11 protein-coding genes are annotated in these 12740 nt (G+C 70.8%); 2 read left to right on the forward strand and 9 right to left on the reverse strand.

Annotated elements, in window-relative coordinates; translation table 11 throughout:
* Positions 1-63 precede the first annotated feature (63 nt).
* The 9 genes from NDW01_RS42275 to NDW01_RS42315 form a co-directional block, all read right to left on the reverse strand.
* Complete coding sequence (locus NDW01_RS42275; RefSeq protein ID WP_252830314.1) at positions 64-1116, reverse strand: nucleotide disphospho-sugar-binding domain-containing protein; 1053 nt, start codon at positions 1114-1116, stop codon at positions 64-66.
* A gap of 28 nt (positions 1117-1144) precedes the next feature.
* Positions 1145-2359, reverse strand: coding sequence for a dTDP-4-dehydro-6-deoxyglucose aminotransferase (locus NDW01_RS42280; RefSeq protein ID WP_252830315.1), 1215 nt, complete (start codon positions 2357-2359; stop codon positions 1145-1147).
* A gap of 163 nt (positions 2360-2522) precedes the next feature.
* Positions 2523-3509, reverse strand: a complete 987-nt coding sequence (locus NDW01_RS42285) for a methyltransferase (RefSeq protein ID WP_252830316.1) — start codon at positions 3507-3509, stop codon at positions 2523-2525.
* Between the two features lie 15 nt (positions 3510-3524).
* A complete protein-coding gene (locus tag NDW01_RS42290; protein WP_252830317.1) occupies positions 3525-4442 on the reverse strand; it encodes a putative sugar O-methyltransferase in 918 nt (305 codons plus the stop codon).
* A gap of 86 nt (positions 4443-4528) precedes the next feature.
* Positions 4529-5683, reverse strand: a complete 1155-nt coding sequence (locus NDW01_RS42295; protein ID WP_252830318.1) for a nucleotide disphospho-sugar-binding domain-containing protein — start codon at positions 5681-5683, stop codon at positions 4529-4531.
* Positions 5684-5730: 47 nt separating this feature from the next.
* Positions 5731-6600, reverse strand: coding sequence for a glucose-1-phosphate thymidylyltransferase RfbA (gene rfbA, locus NDW01_RS42300; RefSeq protein ID WP_252830319.1), 870 nt, complete (start codon positions 6598-6600; stop codon positions 5731-5733).
* Positions 6601-6777: 177 nt separating this feature from the next.
* Entirely contained in the window at positions 6778-7569 is a 792-nt protein-coding gene (locus tag NDW01_RS42305; protein ID WP_252830320.1) for a gamma-glutamyl-gamma-aminobutyrate hydrolase family protein, read from the reverse strand.
* 102 nt (positions 7570-7671) lie between these two features.
* Positions 7672-8661 carry a dTDP-glucose 4,6-dehydratase gene (rfbB, locus tag NDW01_RS42310; protein ID WP_252830321.1) on the reverse strand — a complete coding sequence of 330 codons (990 nt, stop codon included), beginning with the start codon at positions 8659-8661 and terminating at the stop codon, positions 7672-7674.
* A 384-nt stretch (positions 8662-9045) separates the two neighbouring features.
* Positions 9046-9951 carry a sigma-70 family RNA polymerase sigma factor gene (locus tag NDW01_RS42315; protein ID WP_252830322.1) on the reverse strand — a complete coding sequence of 302 codons (906 nt, stop codon included), beginning with the start codon at positions 9949-9951 and terminating at the stop codon, positions 9046-9048.
* Between the two features lie 152 nt (positions 9952-10103).
* On the opposite strand from NDW01_RS42315, the gene NDW01_RS42320 reads away from it, so the two are divergent.
* Together NDW01_RS42320 and NDW01_RS42325 are read left to right on the forward strand one after the other, a co-directional pair.
* Complete coding sequence (locus NDW01_RS42320) at positions 10104-10493, forward strand: VOC family protein (protein WP_252830323.1); 390 nt, start codon at positions 10104-10106, stop codon at positions 10491-10493.
* A gap of 215 nt (positions 10494-10708) precedes the next feature.
* Positions 10709-12496, forward strand: a complete 1788-nt coding sequence (locus tag NDW01_RS42325) for an FAD-dependent monooxygenase (RefSeq protein ID WP_252830324.1) — start codon at positions 10709-10711, stop codon at positions 12494-12496.
* Positions 12497-12740 lie beyond the last annotated feature (244 nt).

The raw sequence follows: 12740 nt of genomic DNA on the forward strand, positions 1-12740 counted from the left end.
GCGGTGCGGCAGCGTGTCCGGCGGCTGGCACCGTCCCGGGCGGTCGGGTCAGGGGCGGCCGGATCACGGGGCCGCCAGCGCCTCCAGCGTGCGCACGACCTCGGCGGGGGTCGGGAGCGTGGCGATCTCCTCGGCGAGGGCCCGCGCCCGCTGCGTGTACGAAGGGGTGGAGAGGATCTCCTGGCAGCCGGCCGCGATCGCGTCGACCAGGTCCTCATCGGCCCCTTCCCGCTCCAGCGGCACCGTGAGCGCGGCGCCGGAGCCGGACACCGCCCGCGCGATGGCCTTCGCGTAGCCGTTCTCGGGGAGGAACAGCTGCGGCACCCCGGCGTTCATGACGGTCATGGCGGTCGCCCCGCCTCCGTGATGCACCGCCAGGTCGCAGGTGGGGGCCACCACGTCGAGCGGGATCCAGCCGACGCGGACGTCACCCAGCTCCCCGCCGAGCTCCGCGGCGGTCTCCTCGGAGGCCGCGATCAGCACCTCGGCCCCGGTCCGGGTCAGCCGGTCCACCAGACGCCGCGTGGAGCCACCGGAGAGCATGCGGACGCGGGTTCCCGACGTGATCAGGACGCGGGGCCGCCCCTGCGCCCGGGTGTACATCCAGGGCTCGAGACGGCGCTGGGGGTTCCTCGGGATCCAGCGCATCGGCTGCGCGTCCGGGGCGTCCGCGGGCCGCAGCGAGGGCGGGCAGACGTCGAGGAACAGGTTGGGGTCCGGCAGGCTCGCCAGCCCGAGGCGGTCCAGGTCGGGCCGGATCCCCTCCGCGATCCTCCGGGCGAACTCCGGCGGCATCGGGCCGATCTCCCAGGCCTGGCGCGCGTACGGGATCTTGAGATGAGCGGCGAGCATGCCGGCCACATGGCTCAGCGTGCCGCCGATGACCAGATCCGGGGGCCAGTCCTGCGCCAGGTTCACCAGCGCGTCCAGCCGGGCGGAGGTGTTCCTCGGCTCGGGCGTGGGGACCGCGGGGAGCGCGATGGCCGCCGCGGCTCCCAGAAGCGGCTCCTCGGCGGCCAGGAGGATCTCATGTCCCGCGTTCCGCGCGGCCGTCGCGAGAGGGGCGACGGAGAAGACGGTCGCCTGGCTGCCGCCGGCGGTGAACAGTATTCTCATGACAGGAACGCCTTCCGTGAGGGGCGCGTCAGCGTGACGCGGTCGCCTGGTCCGCCCGACGATGGAACCGTTCGGTCACCTGCCGTCCCCTGGTGACCGCGCACCGTACGACGTCGCAGACCCGCCGGATGTCCTCTCCGGAGACGGCGGGCCCGGTCGGCAGGACGAGCACCTGGTCCGCCATGCGCTCGGTGTGCGGCAGCTCGACGGGACACTCCGACCGGTACGGCTCGACCTGATGACAGGCGGGCGAGAAGTAGCGCTGCGGGACGACGTTCTCCGCTCTGAGCACCTGCATCAGCAGGTCACGGTGGACGCCGGCGACGGCCTCGTCGATCTGGACCACGACGTACTGGCAGTTGGGGCTCTCCTCCTCGTCGAAGGAGAAGACCGAGACGCCCTCCACCCCGAGCAGCTCGGACCGGTAGAGCGCGTGGTTGGCGCGGTTGTGCCGTACGGTCGCGTCGAACGCGTCGAGCGAGGTCAGTCCCATCGCCGCGGCGGCCTCGCTCATCTTGGCGTTGGTGCCGATCCGCTCGGTGCGGCCGCCGGCTCCGGTGCCGAAGGCGTTCAGCGAGCGGAGGAGCTGTGCGAGGCCGTCGTCGTCGGTGACGATGGCGCCGCCCTCGAAGCTGTTGACCACTTTCGTGGCGTGGAAGCTGAACACCTCGGCGGTCCCGAAGCCGCCGATGCGCCGGCCCTGGTAGGTGCAGCCCAGCGCGTGCGCCGCGTCGAAGGCCAGCTTCAGGCCGTGCTTGACCGTGACCTTCTCCAGCTCGTCGATGGGGCTGGGCCGCCCGTACAGATGAACGCCGACCACCGCGGACGTACGGGAGGTGACCGCGGCCTCCGCCTCCCGCGGGTCGATGCACCCGGTGGCCGGATCGATGTCGCAGAACACCGGTCTCAGGCCGACCATCCGGGCGGCGTGCGCGGTGGCGATGAAGGTCATCGAGGGCATGATGACCTCGCCGGACAGCCCCATGGCCAGGTACATCAGCTGCAGTGCCGTGGTCGCGTTGCAGGTCGCCACGCAGTTGCGCACGCCGGCCAGGTCCGCCACGCGCTCCTCGAACTCCCGGAGCAGCGGGCCGCCGTTGGTGAGCCACTGGTTGTCCAGCGCCCAGTTCATTCGTTCCAGGAAACGCGACCGGTCACCGATGCTCGGCCGTCCTACGAAGAGTGGTTGCAGGAATGCCGCGGGTCCGCCGAAAAGAGCGAGGTCATCGACTTGCTGCTTCATGCCCGAATCTCCATCGTGACCGTCGTGGGCACCGTGGATCGGTTTCACACGGGTTCCCCTCGGCACAGGAGTGTTCCGAAGGTTCCTCGCACCACGGTTGAGGGCGGCTGGTGCGGACGCGGGTCAGGTCGGCCGGACAAGGATCGGTTCGGCCGGACAAGGGTCAGGTCGGCCGGCTCTCGACGATGAAACGGCCGGACGGTCCGTCGCCGGCCGCCGTGACCGTGAGACCCGCCTTCGCCGCGAGGTCGCGGAACTGGTCGAGGTTACGGGTCTTGCCGCCGGTCATCACCATCAGCAGGAGGGCGCCCCTGCTGGGCGCCCCTCCGGGCGACACGCCACCGACCACGACGACGCGGCCGTTGTTCGGAGCGGCGGCCTCGGCGCAGCGGGTCAGCAGCGTGGTCGCCTGGTCGTCGGGCCAGTCGAGGAGCACGGAGGCCAGCAGGTAGACGTCCGCCCCCGGGGGCAGCGGGTCGAGGAAGCTCTGCGCGCTGACCGTGGCGCGGTCGGCCACTCCCGCGGACTCGAAGACCTCGCCGGACCGGGCGACCGTACGAGGAAGATCGACGAGGGTGCCGCGGACGCCGGGGTGGGCTCGCAGGATCTCGGCCAGCATCGCACCGGTCCCACCGCCGACGTCGACGACGTGGCGGACGTCCTCCCAGTCGTCGTCGACCAGGATCGCGGGATCCGGAACGCCACGGCCCTGCCGGCCCATGAGCGCGTCATAGCTGGCCGCGATCTCGGGATTGGCCTCCAGGTCCTCCCACCAGGGGCGGCCGAAGACCGTCTCGTACGAAGGGCGGCCCGTACGAACGGCGGTGAGCAGGCCGCTCCAGGCACCGGCGAGCCTGCCGGCCGAGCCGTCGAGATCGAGACCACCGCGCACGCGGGGTTGCAAAAGACCGCGAGCCGCCTCGTTGAGGGTGAACTCGCCCTTGGCGGGTTCCTGGAAGAGGCCCTTGTCCACCAGGTGGCGCAGGACCCGGGCCAGCGACTCGGCGTCACAGTCCGCCTTCCGGGCCAGCTCGTCGATCTTCGTGATCCCCGCCGCCATATGCTCGGCGACGCCCAGGGTGACCACCACGCGTACGCTCCACGGGGTCGCCAGGTCGCTCAGCGCCCGAAGATCCGCTTTGTCCGACACTCGTTACCTCCAGGGTCAACGGGTCTTGGGAGACAGGCGCTTGTAGACGGCCTGCCAGAAGAAGGTCCAGGGAACGGCCCAGCCGTCCGCGGCGCAGGTCCACGAGTCGCCCGGCCGGTAGGCGGCGAGGAATTCCGGTACGGCGGCCTGCACGGCCCGGCTGTCGTCGATGTCGACCACCTGCCGCAGCGGCCCGGTCTCCATCGCCATGCGCACGACCTCCGCACCCTGCGCGTGCCCGTCCAGGCTCTTGTCCATGTACTTGCCGACGGGGTTCTTGACGTAGAACGCGTCGCAGTGGCGATCGATCAGGGACAGGTAGTTCCGCACCGTGTCCACAGGCATCTCGGTGAGGGAGTTGATGTTGATGGCCAGGTCGAAACGGTGCGGGCCGAGCGCGTCGTCGATCTCGTCCACGGTGACGAACGTGACCTTGGCGAACTGCTTGTCGTCCAGGGTGGCGCGCAGGTAGCTCCGGGAGAGGCGGAGCGTGTTCGGCAGGTCGATGATGTGATACGAGGCGAGGTCGTGGTTGCCGAGCATGGCGTGGCACGTCCGGCCGTAACCGGCCCCGATCTCCAGGACGCGCGCGCCCGCGAGGTCGATCTCCTTCTCGACGAACCGCAGTTCGAGCACCGCCTGCAGATAGTCCAGGCAGACGCTCTCACCGTCGATCGTCACGCTGAACGGATCGCCTACCTCGCGGTTGCGGATCCGCCGGAGCCTGGACCAGTCCTCGGGGTCGAGACCGGCCGCGAGGTTGTAGAGCAGGGTCTTGAGGTAGCGGGTCCCGTTCGCCGTGGGATTCCAGATGGCGATCTTGTGGTTGGGAGAACCCGACTTGAAGTGCGCCAGATTCCTCGACACGTCTTCGGTGACCCAGCGTCTGCTGATGTTCTCCCACTGCGCGCTGGCCTGATAAGGGGACGTCATATCGCTCTCCCGGTCGCACCTTCGCGGTGCGGAATCGTTTCCGGCGGCTGGCACCGTCATGGGCGGTCGGGTCAGGGGCGGTCGGATCACGGGGCGGCGAGCGTCTCCAGCGTTCGCACGACCTCGGCGGGGGTCGGGAGCGAGGCGATCTCCTCGGCGAGGGCCCGCGCCCGCTGGGCGTACCCGGGAGCGGACAGGATCTCCCGGCAGCCGGCGGCCATCGCCTCCACCAGGTCCTGATCGCTCCCTTCCCGCTCCGGCGGCACCGTCAGCGCCGCCCCGAAGTCGGTCAGGGCCTGCGCGATGGCCTTCGTGTGGAAGTTCGGCGGGACGATCAGCTGCGGCACCCCGGCGGTCATGACCGTCATGGCGGTGGCCGCGCCCGCGTGGTGCACCATCAGGTCGCAGGTGGGGGCCACCACGTCGAGTGGGATCCACCCGACGCGGACGTCGCCGAGGTCTCCGCCGAGCTCTTCGGCGGCCTTCTCGGGGGCCGCGATCAGCACCTCGGCTCCGGTCCGGGTCAGCCGGTCCACCAGGCGCCGCATGGAGTCGGCCGGGAGCATGCGGAAATGCGTTCCCGAGGTGATCAGTACGCGGGGGCGCCCTTCGGGCCGGGTGTACATCCACGGCTGGAGGCGGCGCTGGGGGTTCCTCGGGATCCAGCGCATCGGCTGCGCGTCCGGAGCGCCTGCGGGCCGGAGCGAGGGCGGGGAGACGTCGATGAACAGGTCGGGGTCCGGCAGGGCCGCCAGCCCCAGGCGCTCCAGGTCGGGGCGGAGCCCCTCCTCGGCGATCGGATCGATCTCCGCCATCGGGATCTGGAGATACTCGGCATGGCGCACGTAGGGGACCTTGAGCCGGGAGGCGAGCAACCCCGCCGCGTAGCTCATCGAGCCGCCGACGACCAGATCGGGGGGCCAGGCCTCCACCAGGTCCAGCAGCGCGTCCAGCCCGGCGGCGGCCATCCGGGCGAAGGCCCGGCCGAAGATGAGCGACTCCTCCTCCCGCAGATCCCGGAAGGGACTGGGGGCGTTCCCCGAGTCGCCGTTCTTCATGAAGTGCCGGATCGGCTCGGGCATGACGGAGACCGCGGGCACTTCGATGGCCTCCGCGAACCGCATCAACGGATCGTTGCCGGCCATGAGGATCTCATGGCCGGCATTCTGCACGGCCGCCGCGAGAGGGGCGGCGCCATAGACGGTCGCCTGGCTGCCGGTGGCGATGAACAAGAATCTCATGGGCAATTCATATGCCTTCTGTGAGACGGCGGAGTCAACGACCTGCCTCAGCCGGATTCGGCCACTTCCATGATGTATCGGCCATAGGCGGATTTCGCCAGACGACTGCCGAGGCGATAGAACTCATCCCGGTCGATGTATCCCAGGCGCCAGGCGATCTCCTCGAGACAGGCGATCCGCACGCCCTGCCGGTGCTCCAGGACCTGGACGTACTGTCCCGCCTCCATGAGGGCGTCGTGCGTTCCCGTGTCCAGCCAGACGAAGCCGCGCCCCAGGGGTATCAGCGTGGCCTCGTCCCGCTCCAGATAGACCCGGTTGACATCCGTGATCTCCAGCTCCCCGCGCTCGGAGGGCTGCAGTCTTCTGGCGATGTCCACCACCTGGTTGTCGTAGAGGTAGAGCCCGGTGATCGCCATATTGGTCCGCGGCCTGGCCGGCTTCTCCTCGATCGAGACGAGCCTGCCCTTCTCGTCCAGCTCACCGACCCCGTAGCGCTGCGGGTCCCGTACCGGGTGGCCGAAGAGGACACAGCCCTCGACGTTTCGCGCGGCCCGGTTGAGCAGGGTCCCGAACCCCGCTCCGTGGAAGATGTTGTCGCCCAGCACCAGGGCGACGGAGTCGTCTCCGACATGGTCGGCGGAGACCAGGAACGCGTCCGCGATTCCCCGGGGCTTGTCCTGCTCGGCGTAACTCAGGGAGATGCCGAGCCAGGAGCCGTCGCCCAGCAGTTTCCGGAATGTCTCCAGGTCGTCCGGTGCGGAGATGATCTGAATTTCGGTGATGCCCGCCATCATCAGAACCGACAGCGGGTAGTAGATCATTGGTTTGTCGTAAACCGGAAGCAATTGCTTCGAGACACCGAGCGTAATGGGGTGCAGTCGCGTGCCATGGCCGCCGGCCAGGATGATTCCCTTCACGGCCCGCCTCCTCGCCCTGTCCGTATCGGCACAGCGAATACCGATGGCCGTGCTCGCCACCGGGTGGTCCACTTTCCGTCCACTCCACATGGTGGACAGCCGTACGGCCTGCCGGCATCTTCGACGGTGCCGTGGTGACTCGAGTTCGCATTCCGTCCAGACACGGCCCGGCGGCGTTCAACCGCGCGAGGTCGCCGGTCGAACGAGGCCGCCGCCGTCGACGAGGTGACGGCCGGCCGCCTGGGCGGAGAAGCGCCCGGCCGCTTCGGCGAGCGCGCGGTGCAGCCGCTCGTCCTCGGTCTGACCGGCCTCCCACTGCACGCCGATCGCGAATGGGTGATCGGTCACCTCCACCGCCTCCACGACTCCGTCCGGCGCCCAGGCCGTGGCGGTGAGACCGGCGCCGATCCGGTCGATCGCCTGGTGGTGGTGGCAGGCGGCCTCGGGGGAGTCCTCGCCGAGGATCCCGGCGATCCGGCTGCCCGGCCTCAGGTCCAGGCGGTTCCTGCCGAACGTGAAGGCCTCGGTCTCCGGGCAATGGCCGTCATGCCCCGTCACCTCGGGCAGGTGCTGGTGCAGCGTGCCCCCGAGACCGACGTTGAGCAGCTGCATGCCGCGGCAGACGGCGAGGACGGGCACACCGGCCCTGAGCGCCTCCGTGACCAGCGCGAGCTCGGCCGAATCGACGGCCGCGTCGGCTCCGCGTGTCCTGGAGTGCGGGGCGCCCCCGTACAGCGACGGATCCACGTCCGGGCCGCCCGGCACCAGCAGTCCGTCGAGCCGGTCGATGAGGTGCTCCACGCCGGGCAGCAGCGGAACCAGCAGGGGAGCGCAGCCCGCGGAGGCCAGGAACTCCACGTGCGCCTGCAGCGTGAAGCTCACGGTCAGGGGGGCGCCCATGAGTGCGACGGGCGCCGTCCGCGCGCAGATCCCGACCACCGGCCGCCCGGAGGACCGCCGTGTGTTCACCGGACCATTCGGTGCTGCGTTCATGCTCACCTTCATCGTTCTCGTTCGTCATGCGGAAGCAGGCCGGCCGGGCATCGCCGCCCGCGCCGGAGATCGGCCGTCTCAGGGACCGGACCGGGCGGGCGGCGCGGGCCGGTGCAGGGGCGCCCACCAGTCGCGGTGGTCCGCATACCACTCGACGGTGGCCTTGAGACCCTCGGCGAACGGCACCCGCGGCGCGTAGCCCATCGACCGCAGCAGCGAGTCGTCGAGGCTGTAACGGCGGTCGTGGCCCTTACGGTCGGTGACCGGCACGACCATGTCCCAGGACGCGCCGCAGGCCGCCAGGATCGCCGAGGTCAGCTCCCGGTTCGACAACTCGGTGTCGCCGTCGATGTGGTAGACCCGGCCCGGCCGTCCCTGCTCGAGGACCAGCTGGATGCCACGGCAGTGGTCGTCGACGTGGATCCACCCGCGCACGTTGAGGCCGTCCCCGTACAGCGGGACCGGCCTGCCGTCCAGCAGGTTGGTGACGAACAGCGGGACGACCTTCTCCGGGTACTGGTGGGGGCCGTAGTTGTTGCAGCAGCGCGTGACCGACACGTTCAGCCCGTGGGTACGCGCGTAGGCCATGGCCAGCAGGTCCCCGCCCGCCTTCGCCGCCGAATAGGGCGAGTTGGGGTCCAGCGGCGCGTCCTCGGTCCAGGAACCCGCGGCGATCGACCCGTACACCTCGTCGGTGGACACGTGGACGACACGCGGGACTCCGGCCGCCAGGCACCCGTCGAGGAGCACCTGCACACCGGTCACGTTGGACGTGACGAACTCCGCCGCTCCGGTGATGGACCGGTCGACATGCGTCTCGGCGGCGAAGTTCAGCACCGCGTCGTGGCCCGGCAGCAGCTCCGCCAGGAGGCCGGCGTCGCAGATGTCACCGCGCACGAACTCGAAGCGCCCGGCCACCGCGTCGAGGTTCGCCGGGTTCCCCGCGTACGTGAGCTTGTCCAGCACGGTCACCTGCGCGTCTTCGTAGCCGGGATAACCGCCGCTGAGGAGCGTCCGCACGTAGTGCGAGCCGATGAAACCGGCGCCCCCCGTTACCAGGATTCTCATGAGCTGATCCGCACCTCGCCGTGGCCGCCGAGCACGAGCCGGTATGCCCCGTGCACGCCTCCTAGCGTGCGCCGAGCGCAGAGCGCGTCCATCTCGGAGGTTGCCCTACCGGACCGTCCCGCCCGGCAGACCGTACGGGAGCGGGCGGCGCCGGTTCTCCGCGCGGGAGGACAGGCGGGTCGAACCCGGACGGGAGGTGCTCGCCTACATCATCACCGTCAGCCGGCCCGCCGCCGCGACCGGCCGCCCTTCTTGTCCGTCGGCGAGGAGAAGACGTCGCCGTCGGCCGTGAAGATGGCGGGCACCGCGTGGGCCCGGCCGCAGCCGGCCGGACGACCCGCTCTCGCTCGACACGGCCTCGCATCTCGTCCTGCTCGAGATGCGTCACCGCTCCTTGTCGTTCGCGCTCAGGAAGACGATGTCGAGGTCGCGGAGCAGGTCGGGCTCCGCGTCCATGGCGATGCGGGTGATCCTCCCGTCGGTGATGGTGAAGTTGAAGACGACCTTCGGCCGGCCGCGGTACGCCCAGACGGCCGCCGGAACACCGTCGACCAGAGCCGGTCGGGCGGCCTCGGCCCGTCCGGAGAACATCGCGGCCACCGCGTCGGCGCCGCGGACCTCTCCGGGGGCGCCCATCCGAACGGCCTCCGGGTCGGCCACGAGCACGGCGCCCGGATCGAGCAGCGCGAGCAGGGCGGAGAAGTCCCCGCCCCGGGAGGCCGCCAGGAAGGCGGAGACGATCTCCCGCTTCCGCGAGTTCGCCGAACCGGACGCCGCGGCCGCTCCCTGCACCCGGCGGCGGGCCCGGCTGGCGAGTTGCCGGGCGGCCGCGGGGGAGCGGTCGATGATGGCGCCGATCTCACCGAAGGGCACGTCGAAGACGTCGTGCAGGACTAATGCGAGCCGCTCGCCGGGCGTCAGCGTGTCCAGCACCACCATCAGCGCGACACCGACCGAGTCGGCGAGCAGCGCCTCGTCCTCGGGACCGGCCTGGCCGGCCGGGTCGGGGCCGGCGTGCGGCACGGCCGGATCGGGCGGCACCGCCCCCGCGGGCTCCTCACGCCGGGCCCGGCGGGTCTCCAGCATGTTCAGGCAGACCCGGGCGACGACCGTGGTCAGCCACCCCGCAGGATTCTCGACCTTGTCGGCGTCGGCGCGGTTGACCCGCAGCCACGCCTCCTGCACCGCGTCCTCGGCGTCACCACGCGAGCCGAGCATCTTGTACGCCAGGCCCGTCAGACGGTTCCGGTGCTCGGCGAAGCGCTGTGTCAGCCAGTCGTGCTCGCTCATCTGTCACATTCCTCCGTCCGCACCTGTCATACCAGTCGACGGGTGAGACGGGCGAGCCGACGGAGTCTCGCACCGGCTGAAAGCCTCTGCCCCGCGGTGCCGCCGGGGCCCGGGGCGGCCCGTGAAGGACAGGAATACGAAGGAGGAAGCGGATGTCACCGAAGGTGAACGTCATCATGCTCGGAGTCCGGGACATGGCCCGGGCCAAGAAGTTCTATGCCGAGGGCCTGGGCGCCGAGATCGAGACCGACTACCCGAACTTCGTCTCGCTCAACCTCGGTGAGGGCTCCTCGTCGCTGGCCCTCTACGAGTGGGACGCCGCCGCGCAGGACGCGGGCGTGTCCGCGGAGGGTTCCGGATTCCGCGGCGTCTCGTTCCACTACGGCACCGAGACCCGCGCGGAGGTGGACGAGGTGATCTCCAAGGCCGAGGCCGCCGGCGGCAGCGTGGTCCGGAAGCCGGAGAGCGCGCAGTGGGGCGGGTACTTCGGCTACTTCGCCGACCCCGACGGCTACCTGTGGAAGGTCGCTACCAACAGCTGACCTGACCGTGGACCGCTGGGGGCCGGCCGCCTTCCTCTCCGGCCGGCTCCCAGCTTCACGACCGCCACCGATCGCCCGCCGCGCTGCGGCCGACCTTCCGTGAGGAACGCGTTCCGCCTGGCAGAGTCCACCCGTCCTTGACCGGGATTGCAGAGATCTTCGTCAGGCTGCGCCCAACGCTCACCTCTGGGTTGTCACCTTTCGGAAGGACGAACATGGGAACAGTCGAGGTTCCGGTTCTGATCGTGGGCGGCGGCGGATGCGGCCTGTCCGCCTCCATCTTCCTGTCCGACCACGGAATCGGCCATCTGCTGGTGGAACGGCACGCGGACACGTCGAGGATCCCGAAGGCGCACTACCTCAATCAGCGCACGATGGAGATCTACCGTCAGCACGGGCTCGATGAAGAGGTGGTCGAGCAGGGGGCGCCGCTGGACAAGTTCGGCAAGGTCCGCTGGCAGACCTCCCTCGCCGGTGGCGGACCGCTGGACGCGCGGCTGATCCATGAGATGGACGCCTTCGGCGGCGGTGCGCTGCAGGAGGCGTACGAGGCGGCCGGGCCGATCCTGCCCTCCAAGCTGCCGCAGTTCCGGCTGGAGCCGATCCTGCGCCGCCACGCCGAGCAGCGCAATCCCGGACGGGTCCTGTTCAGCCACGAACTGACCGCCTTCTCCGACGAGGGCGACCGCGTGATCGCCGAGGTCCGCGACCTCACGACCGGAGAGCTCACCACGGTCGTCGCGCAGTACGTCATCGCGGCCGACGGCGGCCGCACGTTCGGCGCCGCGCTCGGCGTGGAGATGCAGGGCCTGCACGGGCTGGTGCACACCACGACCGTGTACTTCTCCGCCGACCTGTCGAAGTGGTGGCACGAGGGCACGCTCCTCACCCACCTCCTCCACCCGGAGGACCCGCGGCTCTCCAGCACGCTCATCGAGATGGGGCCGACGTGGGGCAAGGGCTGTGAGGAGTGGGGCCTGCACTTCTCCCCGAACGACCCGACCCGCTACGACGAGCGGACGGCGATTCCCAGGATCCGCGAGGTCCTCGGCCTGCCCGACCTGGACGTGACCTTGCACCGGGTGACGTACTGGACCGTGGAGGCACTGCTGGCCGAGCGCTACCGTGCCGGACGGGTGCTGCTCGCCGGCGACGCCGCGCACCGTCAGCCGCCCGCCGTCGGGCTCGGCCTGAACAGCGGGATCCAGGACGCGCACAACCTCGCGTGGAAGCTGGCCGCCGTCATCACCGGCCGCGCGCCTGAGAATCTGCTCGACAGCTATGAGGCGGAGCGGCGGCCCGTCGGCAGGCACAACATCGACTGGGCGATGTCCGCGGCGACCCACCACCAGGCGCTCCTCGACGCCATCGGCTTCGGCGAGCGGGTGCCGCCGGAGCGCCGGGTGGCGCGGATCTCCGCGCATTTCGACCCGTCGCCGCTCGGCGCGACCGTACGGGCGCGGGCGGAGGAGATGTTCCACACGCACCGGGGCGGCTGCCAGGCGCTCGACGTGGAGATCGGATTCGCCTACGAGGAGGGCGCGGTCGTCCCGGACGGCAGCCGGCCGCCGGCCCGTGCGCCCATGCGGGACGTGTACCACCCCACGACCCGCCCCGGGCACCGGCTGCCCCACGCCTGGCTCGAACGCGGCGGCCGGCGCCTGTCCACCCACGACCTGACCGGCGCCGCGACGAACTTCGCGCTGCTCACCGGCCCGGGAGGAACGCCGTGGTGCGAGGCGGCCGCGCAGGTGGCCGAGAGGTTCTCGATCCCCATCGTCGTGGCCCAGATCGGGGACGGCGCCGAGTTCACCGACGTCGACGGCGGGTGGGAGGCCATCCGGCAGATCTCCGACGAGGGCGCCGTACTCGTGCGTCCTGACAACCACGTGGCATGGCGCAGCATGGGCGTCGGTGACGATCCGGTGGAAGCCCTGACGAACGCGGTGTCCCGCGTCCTGGACCCCGGCGTCAGCGTCAGCCGGGTTCCCCAGACGGTCTGATCGGGCGTGCCCCCCGGCTCGCACCCGTGCTCTGAGGCGATCGCCGGCCGGGGCGCCACCCCGGTCGCCGGCACGGGGCGCGCCCCCGGTCGCCGGCCGGGCGACGAAGCCGGCCGCGAGACGAAGCCGGTCGCCGGCACGGGGGGCGAAGCCGGTGACCGGCCCGAGGGAGCAAAGCCGGTCACCGGCCTGGGCGAGCGAAGCCGGTCACGGCCTGGGGACGAAGCGGCGGATGGTCTACGGG

Source organism: Actinoallomurus soli (assembly GCF_024055715.1).
Classification (GTDB): Bacteria; Actinomycetota; Actinomycetes; order Streptosporangiales; family Streptosporangiaceae; genus Actinoallomurus; species Actinoallomurus soli.

Coding starts and splice junctions, on each gene's coding strand:
- NDW01_RS42280 (WP_252830315.1), bottom strand. CDS start 2,359: ATGAAGCAGCAAGTCGATGACCTCGCTCTTTTCGGCGGACCCGCGGCA.
- NDW01_RS42290 (WP_252830317.1), bottom strand. CDS start 4,442: ATGACGTCCCCTTATCAGGCCAGCGCGCAGTGGGAGAACATCAGCAGA.
- NDW01_RS42320 (WP_252830323.1), top strand. CDS start 10,104: ATGTCACCGAAGGTGAACGTCATCATGCTCGGAGTCCGGGACATGGCC.
- NDW01_RS42295 (WP_252830318.1), bottom strand. CDS start 5,683: ATGAGATTCTTGTTCATCGCCACCGGCAGCCAGGCGACCGTCTATGGC.
- NDW01_RS42325 (WP_252830324.1), top strand. CDS start 10,709: ATGGGAACAGTCGAGGTTCCGGTTCTGATCGTGGGCGGCGGCGGATGC.
- NDW01_RS42275 (WP_252830314.1), bottom strand. CDS start 1,116: ATGAGAATACTGTTCACCGCCGGCGGCAGCCAGGCGACCGTCTTCTCC.
- rfbB (WP_252830321.1), bottom strand. CDS start 8,661: ATGAGAATCCTGGTAACGGGGGGCGCCGGTTTCATCGGCTCGCACTAC.
- NDW01_RS42315 (WP_252830322.1), bottom strand. CDS start 9,951: ATGAGCGAGCACGACTGGCTGACACAGCGCTTCGCCGAGCACCGGAAC.